The 22867-nt window shown below is 73.5% G+C and carries 24 protein-coding genes; 7 read left to right on the plus strand and 17 right to left on the minus strand.

The window, feature by feature from the left end; translation table 11 throughout:
- The first annotated feature begins 13 nt into the window (after positions 1-13).
- Complete coding sequence (locus K7I03_RS04280; RefSeq protein ID WP_185942101.1) at positions 14-349, plus strand: YnfA family protein; 336 nt, start codon at positions 14-16, stop codon at positions 347-349.
- Between the two features lie 21 nt (positions 350-370).
- On the opposite strand, the gene K7I03_RS04285 is transcribed toward K7I03_RS04280, so the two are convergent.
- The 6 genes from K7I03_RS04285 to K7I03_RS04310 all read right to left on the minus strand — a co-directional run bounded on the left by K7I03_RS04285 (position 371) and on the right by K7I03_RS04310 (position 3410).
- Positions 371-769: an NUDIX hydrolase gene (locus K7I03_RS04285; protein WP_185942102.1), complete on the minus strand. Its 399-nt coding sequence runs from the start codon at positions 767-769 to the stop codon at positions 371-373.
- Positions 766-1095, minus strand: a complete 330-nt coding sequence (locus K7I03_RS04290) for a uracil phosphoribosyltransferase (RefSeq protein ID WP_224346869.1) — start codon at positions 1093-1095, stop codon at positions 766-768. Before K7I03_RS04290 ends, K7I03_RS04285 begins: the two co-directional genes overlap by 4 nt.
- Before the next feature lie 91 nt (positions 1096-1186).
- Positions 1187-2116 (minus strand): anti-sigma factor RsbA family regulatory protein, encoded by a 930-nt coding sequence (locus tag K7I03_RS04295; RefSeq protein ID WP_185942104.1) that lies wholly within the window; start codon positions 2114-2116, stop codon positions 1187-1189.
- A complete protein-coding gene (locus K7I03_RS04300; protein ID WP_224346870.1) occupies positions 2113-2472 on the minus strand; it encodes an STAS domain-containing protein in 360 nt (119 codons plus the stop codon). The genes K7I03_RS04295 and K7I03_RS04300 overlap by 4 nt, the downstream gene beginning before the upstream one ends.
- A 346-nt stretch (positions 2473-2818) precedes the next feature.
- Positions 2819-2986, minus strand: a complete 168-nt coding sequence (locus K7I03_RS04305) for a hypothetical protein (protein ID WP_185942105.1) — start codon at positions 2984-2986, stop codon at positions 2819-2821.
- A 55-nt stretch (positions 2987-3041) separates the two neighbouring features.
- Entirely contained in the window at positions 3042-3410 is a 369-nt protein-coding gene (locus K7I03_RS04310; protein ID WP_224346871.1) for a hypothetical protein, read from the minus strand.
- A 111-nt stretch (positions 3411-3521) separates the two neighbouring features.
- Between K7I03_RS04310 and K7I03_RS04315 the strand changes: the two genes are divergently transcribed.
- From K7I03_RS04315 to K7I03_RS04325, 3 genes are all read left to right on the plus strand, one after another.
- Positions 3522-4358, plus strand: coding sequence for a helix-turn-helix domain-containing protein (locus tag K7I03_RS04315; protein ID WP_185942106.1), 837 nt, complete (start codon positions 3522-3524; stop codon positions 4356-4358).
- Positions 4355-4558: a DUF397 domain-containing protein gene (locus K7I03_RS04320; RefSeq protein WP_185942107.1), complete on the plus strand. Its 204-nt coding sequence runs from the start codon at positions 4355-4357 to the stop codon at positions 4556-4558. Before K7I03_RS04315 ends, K7I03_RS04320 begins: the two co-directional genes overlap by 4 nt.
- Positions 4559-4757: 199 nt before the next feature.
- Positions 4758-5483 carry a dienelactone hydrolase family protein gene (locus K7I03_RS04325; protein WP_185942108.1) on the plus strand — a complete coding sequence of 242 codons (726 nt, stop codon included), beginning with the start codon at positions 4758-4760 and terminating at the stop codon, positions 5481-5483.
- Between the two features lie 136 nt (positions 5484-5619).
- Here the strand turns inward: K7I03_RS04325 and K7I03_RS04330 are convergent, their stop codons facing one another.
- Both K7I03_RS04330 and K7I03_RS04335 read right to left on the minus strand, forming a co-directional pair.
- Positions 5620-7839: an NADP-dependent isocitrate dehydrogenase gene (locus tag K7I03_RS04330; RefSeq protein WP_185942109.1), complete on the minus strand. Its 2220-nt coding sequence runs from the start codon at positions 7837-7839 to the stop codon at positions 5620-5622.
- Between the two features lie 159 nt (positions 7840-7998).
- A complete protein-coding gene (locus K7I03_RS04335; RefSeq protein WP_224346872.1) occupies positions 7999-9663 on the minus strand; it encodes an APC family permease in 1665 nt (554 codons plus the stop codon).
- Between the two features lie 542 nt (positions 9664-10205).
- Here K7I03_RS04335 and K7I03_RS34195 point away from each other — a divergent pair.
- Positions 10206-10280: a cittilin family RiPP precursor gene (locus K7I03_RS34195; RefSeq protein WP_224347385.1), complete on the plus strand. Its 75-nt coding sequence runs from the start codon at positions 10206-10208 to the stop codon at positions 10278-10280.
- Positions 10281-10436: 156 nt separating this feature from the next.
- The gene (locus K7I03_RS04345; RefSeq protein WP_185942111.1) at positions 10437-11756 is read left to right on the plus strand and encodes a cytochrome P450; all 1320 of its coding nucleotides are present in this window, start codon (positions 10437-10439) and stop codon (positions 11754-11756) included.
- Positions 11757-11857: 101 nt separating this feature from the next.
- Here the strand turns inward: K7I03_RS04345 and K7I03_RS04350 are convergent, their stop codons facing one another.
- The 8 genes from K7I03_RS04350 to K7I03_RS04385 form a co-directional block, all read right to left on the minus strand.
- The gene (locus tag K7I03_RS04350) at positions 11858-12739 is read right to left on the minus strand and encodes a DMT family transporter (RefSeq protein ID WP_185942112.1); all 882 of its coding nucleotides are present in this window, start codon (positions 12737-12739) and stop codon (positions 11858-11860) included.
- Between the two features lie 141 nt (positions 12740-12880).
- Positions 12881-13603 (minus strand): GntR family transcriptional regulator, encoded by a 723-nt coding sequence (locus K7I03_RS04355; RefSeq protein ID WP_185942113.1) that lies wholly within the window; start codon positions 13601-13603, stop codon positions 12881-12883.
- Positions 13604-13666: 63 nt separating this feature from the next.
- The gene (locus K7I03_RS04360) at positions 13667-15067 is read right to left on the minus strand and encodes an aldehyde dehydrogenase family protein (protein ID WP_185942114.1); all 1401 of its coding nucleotides are present in this window, start codon (positions 15065-15067) and stop codon (positions 13667-13669) included.
- Positions 15064-16068, minus strand: coding sequence for a proline racemase family protein (locus K7I03_RS04365; RefSeq protein ID WP_185942115.1), 1005 nt, complete (start codon positions 16066-16068; stop codon positions 15064-15066). Before K7I03_RS04365 ends, K7I03_RS04360 begins: the two co-directional genes overlap by 4 nt.
- Positions 16069-16093: 25 nt before the next feature.
- A complete protein-coding gene (locus K7I03_RS04370; RefSeq protein WP_185942116.1) occupies positions 16094-17014 on the minus strand; it encodes a dihydrodipicolinate synthase family protein in 921 nt (306 codons plus the stop codon).
- Between the two features lie 101 nt (positions 17015-17115).
- Positions 17116-18960 carry an NAD(P)/FAD-dependent oxidoreductase gene (locus K7I03_RS04375; RefSeq protein WP_224346873.1) on the minus strand — a complete coding sequence of 615 codons (1845 nt, stop codon included), beginning with the start codon at positions 18958-18960 and terminating at the stop codon, positions 17116-17118.
- Complete coding sequence (locus K7I03_RS04380; protein WP_185942117.1) at positions 18941-19252, minus strand: (2Fe-2S)-binding protein; 312 nt, start codon at positions 19250-19252, stop codon at positions 18941-18943. The genes K7I03_RS04375 and K7I03_RS04380 overlap by 20 nt, the downstream gene beginning before the upstream one ends.
- Positions 19253-19839: 587 nt before the next feature.
- Positions 19840-21015, minus strand: coding sequence for an NAD(P)/FAD-dependent oxidoreductase (locus K7I03_RS04385; RefSeq protein WP_185942118.1), 1176 nt, complete (start codon positions 21013-21015; stop codon positions 19840-19842).
- Positions 21016-21137: 122 nt separating this feature from the next.
- Between K7I03_RS04385 and K7I03_RS04390 the strand changes: the two genes are divergently transcribed.
- Positions 21138-22004: a DUF2127 domain-containing protein gene (locus K7I03_RS04390; RefSeq protein WP_185942119.1), complete on the plus strand. Its 867-nt coding sequence runs from the start codon at positions 21138-21140 to the stop codon at positions 22002-22004.
- A gap of 70 nt (positions 22005-22074) precedes the next feature.
- On the opposite strand, the gene K7I03_RS34200 is transcribed toward K7I03_RS04390, so the two are convergent.
- Positions 22075-22644, minus strand: a complete 570-nt coding sequence (locus K7I03_RS34200; RefSeq protein ID WP_185942120.1) for a CAP domain-containing protein — start codon at positions 22642-22644, stop codon at positions 22075-22077.
- Positions 22645-22867: the final 223 nt, after the last annotated feature.

A 22867-nucleotide genomic window follows, 5' to 3' on the forward strand; every position in this document is an offset into this window, starting at 1 on the left:
GGAAAGCCCACCCATGCTCGTCGCCCGCTCCGCCGCCCTGTTCGTCGTCGCCGCCCTGTTCGAGATCGGGGGCGCCTGGCTGGTGTGGCAGGGGGTGCGCGAGCACCGCGGCTGGCTCTGGGCGGGCGCGGGGGCCGTCGCCCTGGGCGTCTACGGCTTCGTGGCCACGCTCCAGCCCGACGCGCACTTCGGCCGGATCCTCGCCGCGTACGGCGGAGTCTTCGTGGCCGGCTCGCTCGTCTGGGGCGCGGTGGCGGACGGCTACCGGCCCGACCGCTACGACGTCGTCGGCGCGCTGGTGTGCCTCGTCGGCATGGCCGTCATCATGTACGCGCCGCGCGGCCGGTGAACGGATTCACCATCGCCGGGATCAGCCGGCCAGCCGGTCCAGCGCCGCCCGGGTCGCGCCACTGACGGGCGCGGCCGCGGCCGGGTCCAGCCAGGCCAGTTCGGCGATCTCCGCGAGGGGTTCCGAGGTGCCGCGGTGGCCGGCCGTGTAACAGGCCATCCGGACCTCGGTACCGGCGCCCTTGCCATGTGCCGCGGCCCGTACGGTGAACGCCGGGGCGACGGTCTCCCGGACGAGGTCGACGCCCAGCTCCTCGCGGATCTCCCGGACCAGCGCGTCGCGCCCGGTCTCCCCGGGCTCGGGCTTGCCGCCGGGCAGGTAGTACGCGTCCTTGCCGTGCGAACGCGCGACGAGGACCCGCCCCTCACCGTCCCGCAGGATCCACGCCACCTTCTCGACGATCTTCACCGCGTCGCTCACGCCACTCCTCTGTCGGTGCCGAAGAACCGGTCACCGAAGTCGCCGGTGCCCGGGATCATGTAGGCGTCCTCGTTGAGCCGCTCCTCGACGGAGGAGGTCACGATCCTCACCTTCGGGTGACGTCGGCAGACCGCGTCGATGCCCTCGGGGACGGTGATGAAGTCGACGAAGACGATGTTCTCCTCGGGCACGCCCTTCTCCAGCAGCAGCCGGATCACCGCCGGCACCGTACCACCGGTGGCGATCATGGGCTCCAGCACCGGCACGTGCCCGTCCGCGACGTCCGCCGGGAGCGAGGTGGGGTAGTGGTGCGGCCGCTTGGTCACGGTGGTCACCGGCCGCTGCGGCCTCGCGGTGCTGCCCGGCGAGGGCCGGGCCGCCCGCGGGAAGCGGCCGCCCCCGGCTCTCGCCGGTGCCTCACAGACCGAGGTAGAACCGCACGGTGGTGCCGTCGTCGCCGGTGTACATCCGTACGAGGTCCGACACGTAGTGGACCAGCATCAGCCCCCGCCCGCCGAGCTGTCCGGGCTCCGGCGGCCTGCGGCCGGCGAGGGGATCGGTCAGCCGTCCGGCGTCGCGGACCTCGCACACGACCTGTCCCGCCTCGGACCAGACCGCCAGAGTTCCCCGGCCGCCGCCGTGGATCACGCTGTTGGTCGTCAGCTCGGCGACGGCCAGCTCCGCGTCGATCAGCCGCTGGCCCGCCAGCCCCCACCGCGCCGCCTCGGCGACGGCGAACGTCCGGACGGCGGACAGCTCCCCGGCGCCGAAGGAGAAGACCGCGGCGTGCGGCACGGCCGGCAGTTCCTCGTTGTACCGGGCGACGACCGCCTCCCAGTCGTAGGCGTCGCTCACCCGGGTACGGCCGCCGGTGATGACGGTGGGGTGGGTGACCCGCGCGTCGGCCAGGACGTCCTCGTCCAGCCGCGCCTCGTCGTAGGGGCACAGGATCGTCACCGCCCGGCCCGCGAACGCGGCGTTGATCAGCGCCTCGTGCTGCGCGCACGCCGGGTACTCCACCGCGCTGCGTCCCGCCCAGATCGGCTCACCGATGATCCGCACCCGTCCGGTGGGGTGGGCGTCGGCGAATCCCCGCAGCACGCGCGGGATGATCCGGCCGGGGTTGCGCCCGGCCTCGGTCATGTCCAGGAACAGCAGGCCCTCGCCGTCCGCCCCCAGTCCCGTCCTGATCAGTTCCAGGTTGGGGCCGGGAACGGCGACCGCCACCGGTTCACCCGCGGCCAGTCCCTCCCGCACGAAGGAGAGCGTCCGCTCGGTGTACTCCTCCTCCGTGCGGTAGAACAGCGCCGGGTGCTCGAACGTCTCATCGACGGCCGCCGTGCTCATCGCGGTACCACCTCGATCCGCCGCAGTCCCGGCCAGAACATCTCCAGCACCCGCGGCACATGGGGTGGCGGGTGCTCCACCACGATCCTTCCGGCGGGCAGGCGCAGGGCCGTGACCGCGAGCGCCGTCACCCCGCCCACGTCGAGGAACTCCGCCGCCGACAGCTCCACATACGACACGTCCCCGTGCCGCCGGGCCAGCTCGGTCAGGGCCGCCTCCCAGGACGGGCGGGTGACCACGCTGATCTCGCCCCTGGCGCGAATACCGGGGCGGCCGGGCAACGGGCCCACCTCCAACGCGGCCCGCCCGGGCCCCGCCGGGCCGCCGGGCCCGCCCACCGCGTGTGGGGTCTCCACCCTCGGTCTCCTTACGACGTCCGCCGGCCGCCTGCCGTCCCCCGGCCCCGACACGGCGCGGGCGAAGGGGAAGGTCCCCTCACCCAGGCAGTCTATGCCGCGTCCCACCGGCCGAAGCGGCCGCCCCGGAACCGCCGCGGACGCCGGTCGCCCCGTCCGCCCCGATGCCGGCGCCCGTCCCAGGATGCCGGGAGTGCGCGGCGCGGATGTACGGGGCGGGGCGGGTGGCGGAAGTCGGAGGTTCGCCGGGGGGGGGGCTCCGCCGGCACCCGCACCAGCCGAGCCGACCGGGGCCCGGCCCAGTGCGGCAAGATGAGCAACGGACGCACTTCCCGCTCCCTGTTGGTTACTTGCGCCCCCCGTGCGCCGCGTACTCGTGCAGTCCTCGGGCGGCCATCGCACCTTCCGCCCCGGCCCGGTCACCCGAGCGGACGGCCCGGGCGAACTCGTCGCGCAGTCGGCGGCACTCCGCGCACCCGGCGCGCTGTTCGCCGATGGCCTTCACCTCTTCCATCCGTGTGCCTCCCCTGGCCGACCGTCCCGCCGGCGGCGGAGCCTGCTCCGCTCTCTCACCACCGACGCCCCTCCCGGTTCCGCTGGATCACCCGGGCGCGCAAACGGTCCATCGCGTCGGCCCGGCGGTAAGTCGCCGGGTGCCAGACGCGCCCGCCCTCCGGAGGCCGCAGGGTGATCCGGCCGGTGCCGGCGTCCCGGCCGACCACGACGCCGACCTGATCACGTTCGGTGTCCACGACCAGTTCGAGCGGTTGGGGGATCCAGGCGTCCGGGTCAACTCGTCCGCCCACATCCCCCTCGAACAGGTGTAGTTGAACGAACGTCTCCTCGCGGCCCACGGCCTCACCCACCTGCCGTCGGCCGGGGTCCCCCACCTGGGCACCCGTGCGATACGGCTGGTACGTCTTCTGCGCATCGGACACAGGCGATCACTCCTCTCCGTAGCCTTTCCGCTACCGGGGAGGTTCAGAGTGGCCGCACATCTGGGCAGCCTTCAACCTGTAAGTCGCGAACGGAAGATTGGTGAAGGATTCTTGAACCGACGGGAGTTGAACCCCGACGCGTCACCCCAAGCCGCCTTCGGAGCGCGCCTGCGCAGCTTGCGGGAGTCGCGCGGGTGGCGACAGGAGGATCTGGCCGCCCGCACGGGATATTCCAGCGTGCATATTTCAGCGATCGAAACCGGTCGGAAGCCTCCGACTCTCCGGTTCTCGCGTAGCGCCGACCAGGCGTTCGGGACCGGCGGCACAGCGGACGCGTTCGAGCGGGAGTACCGCGAGATCAAGCACGGCGCGCTGCTGGAGGGGTTCCCGGAGTACGTGAAGTACGAGAGTCGAGCCGTGGAGATCCGGCTGTACGAGATCGGGATCATCCCCGGCTTGTTGCAGACCCCGGAGTACGCACGGGTGTTGGCCGACAGCGCCGTACGACGTGGCGCCATCACCCCCGAACAGGCCGACCAGCGCGTCGCGTTCCTCGCGAAGCGACAGGCGGACTTGGCGGGACCTCGTCCGCCCATGATGTTCGTGACCATGGATGAGAGCTGCATCCGTCGTACGGTCGGTGGGACAGCCGTCATGAACGCCCAGTTGGCGCGTCTGGTCGAGTTCGCTCAGTTGCCGAACACCCTGCTACAGGTGGCGCCGTACGACATAGGCGAGCGTCGCACGTTTGACCTGCCTGTCTATCTCTTGACACTGGCGGACCGGTCGGTGGTCTGCTACGCCGAGTCCCAGGCGCAAGGAAACCTGGACCGAGAGAGCGCGTCCGTACTGCCCATGCTGACGGCCTACCATCAGCTACAGGCCGAAGCGCTGTCACAGAGGGCATCTGTGGCCATGATCGAGCAGGTACGAAAGGGCACACAGTGACGACCGAATCCCCCCGCTGGATCAAGTCCTCCCACAGCAACAACGGTGGCGCTTGCGTCGAATGTGCCCCCGCGGTCACAGCGTCCGGCATCGTCCCCCTCCGTGACAGCAAGCGCCCCACAGGCCCCGTGCTGAACATTCCCGCGGCAGCCTTCGCCGACCTGATATCCGCTGTCAAGGGTGGAGTCTTCAACGCCTGAGTCGTCGGCTCTGTAAATCCTTCGGGGGCCGACCCCGGAACCTGTGTCGGGCGTGGTGCGGGGCAGGTGCTGCCGTGGGAACGGGGGTTGTGTCGGCTCTTGTGAGCCATCGCCGCATTTCGGAGGGGACACCCGCGCTGTTCTGCCGGCGGCGAACCCCCGGCCCGGTCGGACTCGACCATGACTACGGTCCAGTCTCATGACGACGATTACCACGCGCACGGTCCGGTACCCGGCCGACGGTCTGACGATGATCGGGCATCTCGCGCTCCCGGCCGGTGCCGACCGCCGGCCCGCGGTCTTGATCGGGCCCGAGGGGACGGGGCTCAGCGACGTCGAGCGCCGCCGAGCCGACGCCCTGGCCGAGCTGGGATACGTGGCACTGGCCTTCGACCTCCACGGCGGGCGCTATCTGAGCGACATCGAGGAGATGCTGGCCCGTTGCCTGCCGCTGCTCGCCGACCCCGACCGGATGCGGGACATCGGCCGTGCGGCGCTCGACGTGTTGCGCGCCGAACCGCGAGCCGACCCCGACCGGATCGCCGCTGTCGGCTACGGCACCGGGGGCGCGATCGCGCTGGAACTCGGGCGCCACGGCGTCAACCTGCGCGCGATCGGGGCAGTCAACGCACTGACCACCGGCAGGCCGGGGGAGGCCGCGCGCATCCGCTGCCCGGTGTGGGCCGGGGTCGGGTCGGAAGACCCGATCATGCCGCCCGCGCAACGGAACGCCTTCACCGCCGAGATGCAGGCCGCGGACGTCGACTGGCGCCTCGTGGTCTACGGCGGCGCCTTGCACGCCTTCCACCACCCGCCGGTCGACCATCCCGTGCGCCCCGGCGTCGGCTACCACCCGCGGCACGCACAGCGTGCCTGGCGCGATGTCGTCGACCTGCTCGCCGAGTGCCTGCCCGTGACGGAGTGATCCGGTCGGTCCGAGCTCGGGCGCTCGGCCGGCCGGCGGCGCGCCCCGGAGCATTGACGGGGGCCGACCACCACGCGCCGGCCCGGCAAGCGGCATGAAGCCGCCCACCGGGCCGGGGTACAACCGATGACAGCGATCAGCCAAGCAGCGCCAGCGCCTGGTTGAACGTCGCGGACGGGCGCATCACGGCAGCGGCCTTCTCGACGTCGGGCTGGTAGTAGCCGCCGATGTCGACGGGCTTGCCCTGCACGGCGACGAGCTCCTCGACGATCGTCGACTCCGCCTCGGTGAGCGTCTTGGCGAGCGCGGCGAACGCGCCGGCCAGCTCCGCGTCCTCCGTCTGGGCGGCCAGCTCACGCGCCCAGTACATGGCGAGGTAGAAGTGGCTGCCGCGGTTGTCGATGCCGCCGAGGCGACGGCTCGGCGACTTGTCCTCTTCGAGGAAGGTCGCGGTGGCGCGGTCGAGCGTGTCGGCGAGGATCTGCGCGCGGGCGTTGCCGGTGGTCTTCGCGTAGTGCTCGAAGGAGGGCACGAGGGCGAAGAACTCGCCGAGCGAGTCCCAGCGCAGGTAGTTCTCCTTGACGAGCTGCTGCACGTGCTTGGGCGCGGAGCCGCCGGCGCCGGTCTCGAAGAGGCCGCCGCCGTTCATCAGCGGGACGACCGACAGCATCTTGGCGCTGGTGCCCAGCTCCAGGATCGGGAACAGGTCGGTCAGGTAGTCGCGCAGCACGTTGCCGGTGACGGAGATGGTGTTCTCGCCGCGGCGGATGCGCTCCAGGGAGAGCTTGGTGGCCTCGACGGGGGCGAGGATGCGGATGTCCAGGCCCTCGGTGTCGTGCTCGGGCAGGTACGCCTTGACCTTCTCGATGAGCTGCGCGTCGTGGGCGCGGTTCTCGTCGAGCCAGAAGACGGCCGGGTCGCCGGTCGCGCGGGCGCGGGTGACGGCCAGCTTGACCCAGTCCTTGATGGGGGCGTCCTTGGTCTGGCACATGCGGAAGATGTCGCCGGCGCCGACGGCCTGCTCCAGGATGACGTTCCCGGCGGCGTCGAGGACGCGCACGGTGCCGGTGACGGGGACCTCGAAGGTCTTGTCGTGGCTGCCGTACTCCTCGGCCTTCTGCGCCATCAGGCCGACGTTGGGGACGGAGCCCATGGTCGACGGGTCGAAGGCGCCGTGGGCGCGGCAGTCCTCGATGACGGCCTGGTAGACGCCGGCGTAGCTGCTGTCCGGGAGGACGGCGAGGGTGTCGGCCTCCTGGCCGTCCGGGCCCCACATGTGGCCGGAGGTGCGGATCATGGCCGGCATGGAGGCGTCGACGATGACGTCGCTGGGGACGTGCAGGTTGGTGATGCCGCGGTCGGAGTCGACCATCGCCAGGGCCGGGCCCTCGGCGAGCTCGGCGTCGAAGGACTCCTTGATCTTGGCGCCCTCGGGCAGCGCCTCCAGGCCCTTGAAGATGCCGCCGAGGCCGTCGTTGGGGGACAGGCCGGCGGCGGCCAGCGCCTCGCCGTGCTCGGCGAAGGTCTTCGGGAAGAAGGCGCGGACGACGTGGCCGAAGACGATGGGGTCGGAGACCTTCATCATGGTGGCCTTGAGGTGCACGGAGAACAGCACGCCCTCGGCCTTGGCGCGGGCGACCTGCGCGGTGAGGAACTCGCGGAGCGCGGCCACGCGCATCACGGAGGCGTCGACGACCTCGCCGGCGAGCACCGGCACGGACTCGCGGAGGACGGTGGTGGTGCCGTCGTCGCCGGAGAGCTCGATGCGGAGGGTGCCGTCCTCGGCGATGACGGCGGACTTCTCGGTGGACCGGAAGTCGTCGACGCCCATGGTGGCGACGTTCGTCTTGGAGTCGGAGCTCCAGGCGCCCATGCGGTGCGGGTGGGCCTTGGCGTAGTTCTTGACCGACGCGGGGGCGCGGCGGTCGGAGTTGCCCTCGCGCAGGACCGGGTTGACGGCGCTGCCCTTGACCTTGTCGTAGCGGGCGCGGATCTCGCGCTCCTCGTCGGTCTTCGGGTCGTCCGGGTAGTCCGGCAGGGTGTAGCCCTGCTCCTGGAGCTCGGCGACGGCGGCCTTGAGCTGCGGGATGGAGGCCGAGATGTTCGGCAGCTTGATGATATTGGCGCCGGGGGTCTTGGCCAGCGCGCCGAGCTCGGCGAGGGCGTCGGGGATGCGCCGGCTCTCGTCCAGGTACTCGGGGAAGCTGGCGATGATGCGGCCGGCCAGGGAGATGTCGCGGCTCTCCACGGTGACGCCGGCCGTCGAGGCGTACGCCTTGACCACGGGCAGGAACGAGTGCGTCGCCAGCGCCGGCGCCTCGTCGGTGTGCGTATAGATGATGGTCGAGTCAGTCACCGGGTGCTCCGCTCCACGTTTGCAACATTGCTCGACATCAAGATATCCCGAACGGGCCGCCTCGCTCACAGGGCCCTGCCCCTCCGTTTACGTCACAGGGCCCCGCCGCTCCGGGCAAGGAGTGGCGGGGCCCTGTGACGTAAACGGAGGGGGCGGGCGTCAGGAGACGGCCGCCGCCGACGGCTCGGCCGCGCGCGGCCCGGGGACGGGCGTGACGTCGGGAGCGTCGCGTCCGTCGAGGACGGGGTCGGGGCCGGGCAGCCCGTCCTGGTGGGCGCGGACGCCGGCGCGGACGGCCCAGAAGTAGAAGCCGAGGGCGGAGACGCCGACCAGCGCGGTGTCGAGGCCGCCGGGGATCACCCCGTGGCCGCCGAACTCGGGGCTGCCGAGGGCGGAGATCAGGCCGGTCCACAGCAGGAAGGCGGCCATCCACCAGGCGGGGGCGAACTGCTTGGCCAGGTTCCGCTCGCCCTTGCGGCGCAGCACGATCGCGGCGATGGGCAGCGAGACGAGAGTGAGCAGGGCGACCTTGCCGGTGTTGGGCCACTTGGACCAGTACAGGGCGCAGGCGGCGAACGCGAAGGTCAGCGGGCACAGCACGGCGGCGGCGGGCAGCCGGAACGGGCGCGGCAGCCCGGGCTTGGTCTTCCGGAAGACGCCGACGGCGATCGGGCCCATGAGGTACGAGACGACCATCGCGGCGGAGACGACGCTGGCCAGGGCCTCCCAGCTGTGCCCGATGGTGAGCAGCAGGAGGACGGAGAAGGCCAGGTTGAGCCACATGGCGGGGCGGGCGACGCCGTACCGCGGGTGCACCTCGGCGATCTTCTTGGGGAAGAAGCCGGTCTCGGCGAGGTTCTGCGCCAGGTACGCGGACGAGGCGACGTTGCCGATGTTGGCGCCGGACGGCGAGATGAACGCGCCGAACTGGAGCAAGGTGACGACCCAGTGCAGCATCAGCAGCTTGGCGAGGTCGGCGAAGGGCGAGGCGAAGTTCACGCCGTGCCAGCCGCCCGCCTCCGCGAGCCGCTCCGGCGGGACCGAGCCGAGGAAGGCGACCTGGAGGGCCAGGTAGATGACCAGGCCGAGGGAGAGCGCGCCGACGAGGGCGAGCGGGATGGCCCGGCCCGGGTTCTTGGCGTTGCCGCCGAGGTTGACGACGGCCTGGAAGCCGTTGAAGGCGAAGACGACGCCGGAGGCGGAGACGGCGGTGAGCACCGCGGACCAGCCGTTGGGGGCGAAGCCGCCGTGGGCGGTGAAGTTGCCGGTGTGGAAGCCGGAGGCGATGAGCGCGGCGATGGCGATGACCGGGATGGCGAACTTCACCAGCGTCAGCAGGTTGTTCGCGCGGGCCAGCAGGGCGACGGACCAGTAGCAGGCCAGCCACAGGGCGACGGTCAGGAGCAGGGCCATGCCGATGCCGGTGGCCGTCAGGTGGCCGTCCGCGACCAGGCCGCGGGCCCAGCCGAAGTTCCAGGACGCCATGTACTGGGTGCCGGCGATGGACTCGATCGGGATCAGCGAGGCCGTGGCGATCCACACCGCCCAGCCGGTGACGAAGCCGAGCACCGGGCCGTGCGAGATGGAACCGAACCGGGCCATGGCGCCGGGCAGCGGGTAGGCCGCGCCGACCTCGGCGTACGACATGGCGATCATGCCGATGAAGATCGCGCCGATGACCCAGGCGACCAGCGCGGCGGGTCCGGCGACCTGGGCCGCCTGGCCGGCCCCGAAGAGCCAGCCGGAGCCGAAGATGGACCCCAGGCCGATCATGATCAGGGCGAAGAGGCTGAGGCCCTTCCGATTGGCCGCGCTCACATCCACGTGATGTTCTTCCGTTCTGCCGGTGCCGCCAGGGGTGGCCTGGGACGGCCGGGACTTTCCGCGCTTTTCCCCGCTTCTCAGGCTTTTCGCGGGGTCTTCGAAGCCGCGACGGCCCCCGGGAGCGGACACACGGATGTGGCGGCGAGACGGCCGAGGACGTACAGAGCGACGTCGGACATAGTACGACAACCAGCAGAAACGCTGTTACCGGCCCGGGCGGGAGACCTGACACAGCCGGTGCCGCGGGAACGCGGCCGGCCGTTCCCGCACGACCGGGTTCGCCACCGTGCGTACATAGGGCGGCACTCCTCGGTTGCCATCGGCCGTCTGCCGCGCCACGCGAAAGGGAATCGCGTACCGAAATAGGACTCCGCCAAGGGGAGGCATGGATTCCCAACCACATCGTTCACGCCACCGTCAACTCTTGCTGTTACCCCCGCTAATACCTAACGTCGACAACGTCGCGAAGCGGTGATGGCCACACCGTGACGAGACACGAAGAATCCCGAGATGGGTGGAGGGAGGTATCTGCCATGCGCAAGATGATCCTGACCGGAGCGCTTTTCGCCCGGATTACTCGCAAGGACCGTCTCACCCTGCCGTACTCCTACTACTAGGCCGTACGGTGAAGAAGGCAGGCGGCCGCGGCGGCGACCGCGGCCGCCTGCGCCTTCCCCGTCTCCTTCCCGGCCGTGTCCTGGCTCCCTTCCCGGCCGTGTCCCCACCTGCGCGTCCGCCCGCGTTCCCGCCCGCGCGATTCCTGCGAGGTCCCCGTGACGACCGCCGCCTCCTCACCCGTCGGAATACCCGGACCCGGCGGGGATAAATACCTCGGAAATCTCCACGCGTTCAGCAGCGATCCACTGGGTTTTCTCACCTCGTGCTCCCGGACGTACGGAGACGTCGTACGGCTCGGCGCGAACAATGTGCTGCTGACATCCCCGGGCGATGTCGAGCGAATGCTGGTCGACCGGAATTCCAAATTCTCCAAGGCGAGCGCGGACACCCGACGCGGTTCACGGCGGCAGGGTTTTCCCCGCTCGATGATGAACAGCGACGGAGCCGACTGGCAGGCCAAGCGGCACCGGATGCAGCCCGCCTTCGGCCGGGGACTGACCACCCGGGCCGCCGAGATCGTCGACGCCCAGGGCGAGCGCATGCTCGCCGGCTGGCGGACCGGCACCCCGCGCACCCTCCAGGACGACGTCTCGGTCATCACCCTGCGGCTGGTGACGTCCCTCATGTTCGGCGACGAGTTCGGTGACGAGGACACCGCGGAGGTCGCCCGGCTGGTCGCGCCCATCATGGACCTCTCGACCTCGCCCGTGCTGCTGCCCGAATGGGTGCCGACCCCGCGCAAGCTGCGCATCCGGCGCTCGATGGCCCGGGTCGACCGTACGCTGCGCGCCCTGGCCGCCTCGCCCGCGGCCGCGGACCCCGACCGGGCTCCCGTCCTGCACGCCCTCGTCCACGGGGACCCGAAACCCACGCCGGACGAGCTGCGCGACGAGCTCGCGACCTTGATCATGGCCGGGTTCGAGACGACCAACGACGCCGTCGTGTGGACCAGCGTCCTCCTCGCCCGCCACCCCGGGGCCGCCGAGCGGGTGCGCGCGGAGGCGCAGGCCGCCTTCGCCTCCACCCCGGCCGGTCTGGCCCGGATGGAGGCCCTCCCCTACACCCACGCCGTGGTCCGCGAGGCCCTGCGCCTCTACTCGCCCGTCTGGATCACCAGCCGGGACGCCATGGAGGACATGGAGTTCAGCGGCCATGTCGTCCCCGCCGGCACGACGGTCACCGTCAGCCAGTGGGTCAACCACCGCGATCCGCGCCACTGGGAGTCCGCCGAGGAGTTCCGCCCCGAACGCTGGCTCCCCGGCGCCCCCAGCGCCCCGCGCGGCTCCTATTTCCCCTTCGGCCTCGGCCCGCGCGTGTGCATCGGCGCCGCGGTCGCCACGACGGAAACGGTCCACATCGTCGCCGACATCTGGCGCCGCTTCCGGCTGGAACTCCTCGCGCCCGAGCGCATCAGGCCGCGTCCGGCGCTGGCCCTCCAGCCGATGGGCGTGGAGGTCGTGCCGCGCGCGTGGTGAGGCGCTCCGGCCGTCAGGACGAGCACGCCGGCCCGGTTCGGAGGTGATCGTCCCGCCCGCCCCCGGCCGGTATGACGAGGAGGGCGGGTCACGGCCGTCGGTCACTCCGGAGCCCGCTCCCCCGCCGGCTCCCCGCCCTCCGGATCGGCCCCGGGCAGCAGCAGGATCCCCCAGGTGACGAGCGCCGCGCCGACGCCCTCCGGGACGAGCCACCACCCCGTCCGCACCCGTTCCCCGTAGACGACGCTCCCCAGCACCAGGCTGACCAGCGCCTCGCCCAGGGTGAGCGCGGGCTGGGAGGCCACCAGCGGCCCGGACTCCATGGCGTTGGCCAGCAGGAAGAGGGCGCAGGCGCCGGCGGCCACGAAGGCGTACGTCTGCCAGGCGGTGAAGAAGGCCCCGGCGCCGTGGTCGTCGAAGGCGCCGGTGGCCGCCTTCATCAGGGTGGCGGTCAGGGCGTACGCGATCGCCGAGGCGGCGGCGAACAGCGCGGCGCGCGCCCGGCCGCGCGGCCGGGTCAGGGCACCCGCCGCGCAGAGCGCCACGGCCGCCCCGGCGCCGGCGAGGGTGACGGTCCACCGGGCGCCGGAGGCGGTGTCGGCGCCTCCGCCCGGGGCCGCGGCCGCCAGCCCCAGGCCGAGCCCGGCCGCGACCATCAGCGACGCCGCCCAGCCGGCGGCCGGCAGCCGCCGCCGGGCGAAGGCGCAGGCGATGAGCAGGGTGAAGGGGAGCTCGGTGACCAGGATGGGCTGGACCAGCGACAGCGAGCCGAGGGTCAGCGCCAGCGCCTGGCAGGCCGCGGCGCCGACGATCACGGCGATGCCGCCCAGCCACGCCGGGCTGCCCACCAGGTGCCGCACCAGCCGCACGCTGAACGCGTCCCCCTCGGGTACGGTCCGCGCGGCGATCCGCTGGAGCACCGTCCCCAGGGCGTTCCCTCCGGCCGCGAGCAGCGCGACCAGCGCGGGTACCAGACCACCCACCTCGCCGTACCTCCCGTCCCCGGCACCGGCCTCTCACGGTGTCAGCGGCGCCGGCCCGATCCAGGCGGCGCGGCCGTTCACGGACGTGCGTCACCCGCGCGGCGGCGGACCCCCGCGCGAGCCCGGCACGGCGCCACCGCCTCAGCGGCGCGCGGCGGCCGCCTTCCGGACGACGGGCCCGACGGACCGCTCCGCGGCCGCCGCGTTCGCGGCCCAGAGGGAGCGGACGTGGCCGAGGTGCCGGGCCATGCACGCCTCGGCGGCCTCCGCGTCGCCCGCGAGCATCAGGTCGAGGAGTTCGACGTGCTCCTCGGCCGACGGGATGAGCTCGTCGCGCTCGTCGAGGGCGGTGAGGCCGTAGAGGCGGGAGCGCTTGCGGAGCTCGCCGACGGTCTCGACCAGGCGCTCGTTGCCGGAGAGGCCGAGGAGCGTGAGGTGGAACTGCCGGTCGGCCTCCAGGTAGCCGATGAGGTCGTGCTCGCGGGCGGCGCGCACGATCTCCTCGGCGACCGGGCGGAGCGCCTCCAGGTCCGCGCGGGAGGCGGTCCGGGTGATCCGGCCGACCATGGGCACCTCGATCAGCGTGCGGATCTCGGTGTACTGGTCGAGGTCGCGCTCGTCGACCTCGGTGACCCGGAAGCCCTTGTTGCGGACGGGCTCGACCAGTCCCTCCCGGGCCAGGTCGAGCATGGCCTCGCGGACGGGCGTCGCGGAGACGCCGAAGTCCTCGGCGAGGCCGGGCGCGGAGTAGACCTCGCCGGGGCGCAGCTCACCGGAGATCAGCGCGGCGCGCAGGGCGTGGGCGACCTGGTCGCGCAGGCGCTCCCGGGCGGTGATGAGATTGCGCTGCTTGAGATGGCCCATGGTGTCCCTTTCGCGCCCCGATGGACTGGACCACCAGCGTACAATGTCACATTGCGTTTTGGGTCACCCCGCGTGGTGCGGCAGCAGCGTGTACGTGCGCTCGGCCGTGTAGAACTCCAGGGCGGCGCGGCCCTGTTCACGCGGTCCGTGGCCGGAGGCGCCGGTGCCGCCGAAGGGGAGGTGGAAGTCGACGCCGGTGGTGGGGGCGTTGACGCGGACCATACCGGTGCGGAGCGCGTCGAGTCCGTACAGGGCGGCGTCCAGGTCCGCCGTGTGCACCGAGGTGACCAGTCCGTACGGGACGGAGTCGGTGATCCGTACGGCCTCTGCGAGGCCGGCCGCGGGCAGCAGGGCCGCGATCGGGCCGAACACCTCCTCGGTGAGCAGCCGGTGCCCCGCCGGCACCTTCTCGACGAGCGTCGGGGCCGCGTACCACCCGGGCCCCTCGGGCGCGGGCCCCGCGGCGAGGACGGACACGCCGTCCGCCGCCTCGGCCGCCCGGTCGCGGGCCCGCGCGGAGATGACGGGCCCGCAGACCGTCGCGGGATCGGCCGGATCGCCGGCCGGCAGGGCGCGGACCGCCTCGGCCAGGGCCTCGCGGAGGGGGTCGAGGGCGGCGCCCACGGCGATGATCCGGCTGGTGGCGGTGCACTTCTGGCCCGCGTAGCCGGCGACGGCGGCGGCGATGTGCGCGGCGGCCCGTCCGATGTCGGCGTCGGGGAGGACGATCGCGGCGTTCAGCCCGCCCGTCTCGGCCTGGACGGGCACGCCGCGGGCGGTCGCCGCGGCGACGACGTGCGCGCCGACGGCCGTCGAGCCGGTGAAGGAGACCGCGTCGGCGGCGTCGAGCACGGCGGCACCCTCCTCCGCGCCGCCCGGGACGACCGTGAACACCCCGTCCGGGACGGCCTGTCGGACGATCCCGGCGAGGCGCAGGGCGCAGACGGTGGCCTCGGGCGCGGGTTTGAGGACGACGGTGTTGCCGGCCGCGAGGGCGGGCGCGGCCTTCCAGCTCGGGATGGCGAAGGGGAAGTTCCACGGCGTGACGAGGCCCGCGACGCCGTGCGGGCGGCGGCGGGTCAGCAACAGGCCCGGCCCGGCGGCCGGTTCGTGGACGGCGCCGGTCGGCTCGTAGGGGGCCTGGGCGTAGTACCGCCAGATCGCGACGGTACGGGCCACCTCCGCGCGGGCCTCGGTGACGGGCTTGCCCACCTCCCGTACGGCGAGGAGGGCCAGTTCGGCGGCGGCGTCCTCGATCGCCGACGCGACCGCCGAGAGGGCCGCCGAGCGGGCGGCGGCTCCGGCCGTCCGCCAGGCCGGCTGCGCGGCGCGGGCCCGTGCGACGGCGTCGGCGGCGGCGCGCGGGCCGGGGGCGGTGAACTCGGTGAGGATGTCGGCCGGATCGGCCGGGTTGGCGGAGCTATAAGTAACGGAGGTGTGGGAAGAGGCCGGGGCGGGGGTCACAGGAGGAAGCCTCCGGGGAAGGGGTCGTCCGGGTCGAGGAAGTACTGGGCGGTGCCGGTGATCCAGGCGCGTCCGGTGATGGCGGGGACCACGGCCGGCACCCCGCCGACCTCGGTCTCCCCGACCAGCCGGCCGGTGAACCGGGTGCCGATGAAGGACTCGTTGACGAAGTCGCGGCCGAGCGGGAGGGCGCCGCGGGCGTGCAGCTGGGCCATGCGGGCGGAGGTGCCGGTGCCGCAGGGCGACCGGTCGAACCAGCCGGGGTGGATGGCCATCGCGTGCCGCGAGTGGTGCGCGTCGGAGCCGGGCGCGGCCAGGTAGACGTGCTTGAGCCCGCCGATCTCCGGGTGTTCGGGGTGGACGGGCCGGTCCGGCGAGGCGTTCACCGCGTCCATGACGGCGAGCCCGGCGGCCAGCAGCTCGTCCTTGCGGGCCCGGTCGAACGGCAGCCCGAGAGCGTCGAGTTCGACGAACGCGTAGAAGTTGCCGCCGAAGGCCAGGTCGTACGTCACCGTGCCGTACCCGGGGACGTCCGCCTTCCGGTCCAGGGCGACGCAGAACGACGGCACGTTGGTGAGCGTGACCGCCTTCGCCGCGCCGTCCTCCACCCGTACGTCGACGGTGACGAGGCCGGCCGGGGTGTCGAGGCGGACGGTGGTGACGGGTTCGGCGACCGGGACCATGCCCGTCTCGACGAGGACGGTGGCGACGCCGATGGTGCCGTGGCCGCACATCGGCAGCACCCCGGAGACCTCGATGTAGAGGACGCCGTAGTCGGCGTCGGGGCGGGTCGGGGGCTGGAGGATCGCGCCGCTCATCGAGGCGTGGCCGCGCGGCTCGTACATCAGGAGGGTGCGGAGGTGGTCCAGGTGCTCCATGAAGTGCCTCCGCCGCTCGGCCATGGTGGCGCCGGGGATCGCCCCGACGCCGCCGGTGACGACGCGGGTGGGCATGCCCTCGGTGTGCGAGTCGACGGCGTGGAAGACGTGGCGGGTGCGCACGGACGTCCTTTCGCGCGGGTGGGGGTCAGTGGTGGCCGTCGGCGACGGCCTTCTCGGTGGCGGCGCGCACCAGGGCGTCGGCCTCCGGGGCGAGCGGCAGCCGCGGCGGCCGGCTGCGACCGCCGTGGAACCCGACGACGTCCATGGACACCTTGATGGCCTGCACGAACTCCGTCCGGGAGTCCCAGCGCAGCAGCGGGTGGAGGGAGCGGTAGAGCGGCAGGGCGGTGCCGAGGTCGCCGTCGGCGGCGGCCCGGTACAGGGCGGCGCAGGAGGCGGGGAACGCGTTGGGGTACCCGGCGACCCAGCCGACGGCCCCGGCGGTGGCCAGCTCCAGCAGGACGTCGTCGGCACCGACCAGCAGGTCGAGCCCGGGCGCGAGTTCGGCGATCTCGTAGGCCCGCCGGACGTCGCCGGAGAACTCCTTGACGGCGACGATCGACCCGTCGCGGTGCAGGGCGGCGAGCAGCTCGGGGGTCAGGTCGACCTTGGTGTCGACGGGGTTGTTGTACGCGACGACCGGCAGCCCGGCCCGGGCGACCTCCGCGTAGTGGGCGCGGACGGCGCGCTCGTCGGCGCGGTAGCCGTTCGGCGGCAGCAGCAGCACGGACCCGCAGCCGGCCTCGGCGGCCTGCTCCGCCCACCGCCGCGCCTCGCCCGCGCCGTACGCCGACACCCCGGGCATCACCCGGGCCCCGTCCCCCGCCGCCTCGACGGCGGTCCGCACGACGCGCGCCCGCTCGTCGTCGGTGAGCGTCTGGTACTCGCCGAGCGAGCCGTTGGGGACGACGCCGTCGCAGCCGCCGTCGAGCAGACGGCGGACGTGGGCGGCGTACGTGTCGTGATCGATCGTCAGGCCGCCCGTCAGGTCGTCGCGGAACGGGAGCGCGGTGGCGACCATGATGCCGCGCCAGGGGTGGGTGGTGTTCCAGGAGGTGGCGGTCATGCCGATGCCCTTCTGTGGTGTGTGACATTTTACTGGGGGGTTGGGGGCGCCCACAAGAGGGCGGTGCCCCGGCGCCGGTTGGCGGACCAGCCCTCGGCGGATCAGCCCTCGGCGGGTGGGCGCGGGGCGGGTGGGCGCGGGGCGGGGATGTCCCGTTCGGCGGGCGCGGACGGCTCCCGTTCTTCGCGCGCTTCCGGAGTGCCAGGGACCCGCCGCTCGAACTCCCCTGGCACGCAGGGGTCCCCGCCGCCGGACCCGGCAGGCCCACCGGTCGCATCAGGGGTCTCCGGGACCTCCCGGCCCCCGGCGGGCCCGCACGGCACGGAGGACTCCGTACCGCCGGACGCGCCCGCCCGGGTGGGCTCCCGCCCGTCACGGCCGCCGGCACCGTGCGGCAGGCCCTGCCCGCCGGGCGCGGCGGGGGCGCGGCGCTCCGGTTCGTCGAGCGCCGCCGGCGCGCCCAGCCGTACGCGCTCCGGTTCGTCGAGCGCCGCCAGCGCCCCCAGCGGTACGGGGACGGAGAACGGCCGGCGGGCGGGGGCCGGCGGCGGTGCGGTCCCCTCCGCCGTACCGCCGCCGGCAGCGGTGGCGAGGCAGGTCACGGCGGTGCCGCAGACGCGGCCCTGGCACCAGCCCATGCCCGCGCGGGTGAGCAGTTTGACGGTCCGCGCGTCGTGGGCGCCGAGGTCGGTGACCGCCTCGCGGACGTGGCCCGCGGTCACCTCCTCGCAGCGGCACACGTCCGTGTCGTCGGTGAGCCATCCCGTCCAGCCCTCCCCCGGCGCGTGGGCGGCGGCCATCGCGTCGGCGAAGGACCGCAGCCGGTCACGGCGGCGGCGCAGGCCGCGCAGGCGCCCGCCCGCGACGGGACCGGCCCGGCCGGAGAGCCGGAGGGCCGCCGCGGTGCCCGCCAGTTCGCCTTCCAGCCAGGCGAGTTGCCAGCCGCCGACGCCCACGGTCTCCCCCGCGGCCCAGAGCCCGGGGACGGTGGTCTCCTGGAGGCCGTCCACGACGAGGGCGTGGGTGCCGTCCGGGGTGGTCCGGGTGGCGCAGCCGAGGCCGGTGGCCAGTTCGACGCGCGGCTCCAGGCCGTGGCCGACGGCGAGCGCGTCGCAGGCGATCCGGCGGCCGGTGCCGGGGACGGGCCGCCAGTCGCGGTCGAGGCGGGTGACGGTGACGGCCTCCACCCGGTCGGCGCCGTGCACTTGGGTGACCGCGCTCCGGGTGCGGACCGGCACCCGGTGGCGGAGCAGCGCCGAGCCGTGGAGCGCCGCTTCGAGCGCCTTGTGCGGGTTGACGGCGAGGGCGCGCGGGTGGCGGGCGTAACCGAGGTAGCCGGACGCCTCGACGACGGCCGGGACCCGCGCCCCGGCGGCGGCCAGCGAGGAGGCGACGGCGAGCAGCAGCGGCCCGCTGCCCGCGACGACGACCCGCCTCCCGGGCAGGACGAGCCCGGACTTCAGCATCGCCTGCGCGCCGCCCGCGCCCACGACTCCGGGCAGGGTCCAGCCGGGGAACGGGAGTTGGCGCTCCTGGGAGCCGGTGGCCAGCAGCACAGCGCGGGCCCGGACGCGGACCGGCTCGCCGCCGTCGCCGTCCGGCCCGGTGAGCGCATGGACGCTCCACGCGGCCTCGTCGTCCCTCGTCACGGCCCAGACGTGGTGCGCGGCGAGGTGGTCGACGCGGCTCGCCGCCAGCCGGGCGCACAGGGCGGCGAAGGCGGACCGCCCCTGGAGTGCCCCCTGCCGCTGTCTCCGTGCCGCCAACTCCGGTGCGGCGTACCGGAAGTACTGCCCGCCGGGCCGGTCGGCGGCGTCGAGGAGCGCGACGGACAGCCCCAGCCGGGACGCGGCGACGGCACCGGCCGTCCCGGCGGGTCCCGCGCCGATCACCGCGAGGTCGTAGCCACCGCGCGGAGCCCGGGGCTCAGACGGCGAGTCCGGCACGGCCGTGTCCTTCCTGCGTGGTGACGGCGTCCCCGGGCCGGGCGGGCACCAGGCAGGCCCGCCGGTTGGGCTCCCCGTTGACGGTGGCGAGGCAGTCGTAGCACTGCCCGATGCCGCAGAACGCGCCGCGCGGCCGGCCGCCCTCACGCGTCGTCCGCCAGGCGAGCACGCCGGCGCCCCACAGCGCGGCGGCGATCGTCTGCCCGGGCAGGGCGCGGACGGGACGCCCGTCGAAGCTGATCTCGAACGCGGCGGTGCCGGACGGAAGGCCGGGGGCGCGGCGGCGCGGCATGGCGGGGCTCCTTTCGGTGGGACGGCCGACGGTGGGACGGCTGGCGGTGAGGTGGTTTGCGGTGCGGTGGTTTACGGTGCGGTGACTTGGGGCGCGGCGGCTTGGGTGCGGTGACGCGGGCGCCTTCTCGGCTCGTCCACCCGACGGCGATTCGGGCGACGACGCTCTCGCCGCCGCGAACCGCTCGGGCGCACCCGGCCAGGCACTGAGGCGATACGGGCGGCCCGGCGCCAAGGCGGGACGCCCGGCCCGACGCCGAGACGGCGCGAGCAACCCGGCGCTGACGCGGTGCCGGCGGGCCGGGCCCGTCGACGCGCCGGGGCCGACCGCGAAGCCGCCGCGTTCGCGCACGGCCGCGCACCCGGCGACGCCGCGATCCGGCAGGGCAGGTACCTGCGGCGGGGGGAGGCTGGGTCGACGCGCCCAACGCACGGAGCGGCCACGGAACCACCACCCGGCGCCCCCGCGCCGGCACGCACCGCACCCCGCGAAGCCGCCGACCGCGAACGCGCCCACCGGCGGAGCGAGCGGCGCGGCACAGCCGACCAACCGAGGCACACGTACCGCAACCGCCCCCTCCATCGCCCTCACGCCACCACCCCCGCGAACCGGCCCGGCGCGAACGGCCCCGGGTCGACCGGGGGCCGCTCACCCACCATCAGGGCGGCGGTCAACGCGCCCGTGGCCGGGGCGAGTCCGATGCCCGCGCCCTCGTGGCCGCAGGCGTGCAGCAGGCCGGGCACGTGCGGGTCCGGGCCGATGGCGGGGAGGTGGTCGGGGAGGTACGGGCGGAAGCCGGCGTACGTGCGCGTCGCGCGCACCGTGCGGAGGACCGGGAACAGGGTGGTGGCCCCGGCCGCGAGGCGGCGCAGCGCCTCCGTGGACAGGGTGCGGTCGAAGCCGACCCGCTCCCGGCTGGCGCCGATGAGCACCGGGCCCGCCGGGGTGCCTTCGACCACCGCCGAGGTCTGGAGCGCGGCCGAGCCGCTGGCGACGTCGGTGACGTAGTCCGCCGCGTACACCTTGTGCCGGACGACGCGCGGCAGCGGTTCGGTGACGAGGACGAAGCCGCGGCGCGGCAGGACGGGCAGGTGCGCCCCGGCCAGCCGGGCCACCTCCCCGCCCCAGGTGCCGGCGGCGTTGACCACGTACGGCGCGTGGACCGTACCGGCGGGCGTCCGGACGCCGCGCACTTCGCCGCCCGGGCCGGTGAGGACGGCGGTGACCGGTTCGCCGGTCCGCACCCGGGCGCCCGAGGCGCGCAGCAGGTGGGCGGCGGCGAGGGCGGGCTGGACCTGCGCGTCCTGCGGGTAGTGGACGCCGCCGGCGAGGCCCGGGGCGAGGTGGGGTTCGAGTCCGCGCAGTGCGTCCGCCGGTACGTCGACGGCGGTCACGCCCGCCGCGGCCTGCCGGGCGGCGAACGCCCGCAGCGCGGCGGCCCCGGCGGGCCGGGAGGCGACGACCAGACCGCCCTTGACCTCGTACTCGACGCCCGTGGGGAGCTCGTCGGCGAGCTCCCGCCACAACGACGTGGACAGCAGGGCCAGTTCGAGCTCGGGGCCCGGTTCCTTGTCGGAGACGAGGAGGTTGCCCTCGCCGGCGCCGGTCGTGCCGCCCGCGACGGGTCCGCTGTCGATCACGGTGACGGACAGGCCGGCGCGGGCGGCGTAGAAGGCGCAGGCGGCACCGACCGCGCCCGCGCCGACCACGACGACGTCCGAGGAGTCTCGGGACCCGGGACGGGAACGGGGACGGGGAGGCATACGCAGTAATATTTCACATTGCACACCGCCTGCCAAGGGTCGTTCAAGAACGGCCGCGACGAGGCATGCCGCGCGCTCCGGAGCGGCATAATCTGCGCGGACCGAACCGAAGGGGGACAGTAGTGACGGACACCCCGACCCCGACCCCGCCCCTCCAGCCCGCCCCGGGCGTACGGCCGCGCCGCCGCCGGATCGGCTACGAGCTGCTGGAGTGCGCGCTGCACGGCCACCGCCTCGTCGGCACGGACGCGGCGCGCGTCCGCCCGGAGGACGCGCTCCTGGTGCGCGAGACGCCCGACGGCCACCGCTGGCACCGCTGCCTGCGCTGCGACGCGTGGCTCCCGCTCCCGCCGCCGGACCGCCCCGGACGCGAGACCCCCGTGCACCGCGAAGCCATCGAACTTCCGCTGCGCGGACGCCCGTTGCGTGACCGCTACGTTCTCCGGCTGATCGCGGTCGACCGCCTGGTGCACTTCGTGGTCCTCGCCGTCATGGCCGTCGCCGTGTTCGTCTTCGCACACGAGCGCACCCGCCTCCGCGGCCCCTTCTACCGCGTCGTCGACGACCTCCAGAACGGCGTCGGCGGCCCCAGCGGCGTCCGCGGCCACGGCCTGATCGGCGACCTCGACAAGGCGTTCGCCGCGCACGACCGCACCCTGTGGGTGATCGGCCTGGTCATCGCCGCGTACGCGGTCCTGGAGGGCGTGGAGGCGATCGGCCTCTGGCGCGCCAAACGGTGGGCCGAGTACCTGACCTTCATCGCGACGAGCGTGCTCCTCGTCCCCGAGGTCTACGAACTCCACGAGCGCGTCAGCCCGTTGAAGGTCTGCACCCTGGTCATCAACCTCGCCGTGGTGGCCTACCTCCTGTTCGCCAAGCGCCTCTTCGGCCTCCGCGGCGGCGGCCGCGCGGAGGAGGCCGTCCGGGAACGGGACAGCGGCTGGGAGGCGCTGGAACGGGTCTATCCGGGCCGGGGCCCTGTGGACTGAACATGCGGAATGTCTGCCGAGTCCAAGGACCGCCCTTCGGGCGCCGCAGCCATATGGCGAGGCGGCCCTACTACTGGCGGAAGCCGAAGAGGCACACAAAGGTTCCGGCATTCGGCTGCCCATTTCCGGCCGGATCGGCGTTGCCTCCCAGGGAGCAGCATCCGAACTCAGTGAACTGAGGACCCAGAACTATCTCCCGATGCCCTGCCGTACTCACATGAACCCACCAGTGGACGGCCGCCCTTGGAGTGCCATCCCCTCCCCAGCCGTTATAGGTCACCTCGCGAACCTGCCAATTCACCGCGCCGGCACCGTATCCCGCACTCTGGGCTCTACTCGCTGGAGTCGAATGCGTGACAGGGTTCGTGTGGGGATCACTCCCTGCCGCCCACCACTTCAGGTCCCGGGCTGCACGGACATGGTCGGCCGCAGCGCTCTGTAGAGCCGGGTTGTAGTCTGCGATCACCGGCACCCCGGCCGTTGCGCGCTCTGCGTTGATTCGGCACATGAGTGCGTAGTTATGGTAGAGGACACCAAATCCGAAATGCCCGGGCTCCATGGCGGGAGATGTGTCAAAGGCGCCGGTTTCCACGATACTGCGGCAAGGCCCGGTCCAAGGTTCCGGGTACTCTTCAGACATGGGAATCACCTGCCAACGCCTATAGCGAGACGAGCGATGGTGACGGTGTGCGTCGACCCAAGCATGCCGGGCAGGCAGCTTACGGTGGTCGGTCAATCTCGGCCGTGTTCACATCAAGCATTTACTACGGCGCCACACGTTGCAACCGAAGGAAAAAATCAGCGGGAGCCGGCTCCGCGTTGCGGAAAACCTCGACTCAGCACTGGCCCATGCTGCCCTCGGC

The sequence above is a fragment of the Streptomyces mobaraensis genome (assembly GCF_020099395.1).
In the GTDB taxonomy this organism is placed as follows: domain Bacteria; phylum Actinomycetota; class Actinomycetes; order Streptomycetales; family Streptomycetaceae; genus Streptomyces.

Bases quoted from the DNA above. Each gene is read 5' to 3' on its own strand.
- K7I03_RS04280 (WP_185942101.1), top strand. From the start codon at position 14: ATGCTCGTCGCCCGCTCCGCCGCCCTGTTCGTCGTCGCCGCCCTGTTC.
- K7I03_RS04295 (WP_185942104.1), bottom strand. From the start codon at position 2,116: ATGAGCACGGCGGCCGTCGATGAGACGTTCGAGCACCCGGCGCTGTTC.
- K7I03_RS04305 (WP_185942105.1), bottom strand. From the start codon at position 2,986: ATGGAAGAGGTGAAGGCCATCGGCGAACAGCGCGCCGGGTGCGCGGAG.
- K7I03_RS04325 (WP_185942108.1), top strand. From the start codon at position 4,758: ATGACGACGATTACCACGCGCACGGTCCGGTACCCGGCCGACGGTCTG.
- K7I03_RS04355 (WP_185942113.1), bottom strand. From the start codon at position 13,603: ATGGGCCATCTCAAGCAGCGCAATCTCATCACCGCCCGGGAGCGCCTG.
- K7I03_RS04370 (WP_185942116.1), bottom strand. From the start codon at position 17,014: ATGACCGCCACCTCCTGGAACACCACCCACCCCTGGCGCGGCATCATG.
- K7I03_RS04380 (WP_185942117.1), bottom strand. From the start codon at position 19,252: ATGCCGCGCCGCCGCGCCCCCGGCCTTCCGTCCGGCACCGCCGCGTTC.
- K7I03_RS04385 (WP_185942118.1), bottom strand. From the start codon at position 21,015: ATGCCTCCCCGTCCCCGTTCCCGTCCCGGGTCCCGAGACTCCTCGGAC.
- K7I03_RS34200 (WP_185942120.1), bottom strand. From the start codon at position 22,644: ATGTCTGAAGAGTACCCGGAACCTTGGACCGGGCCTTGCCGCAGTATC.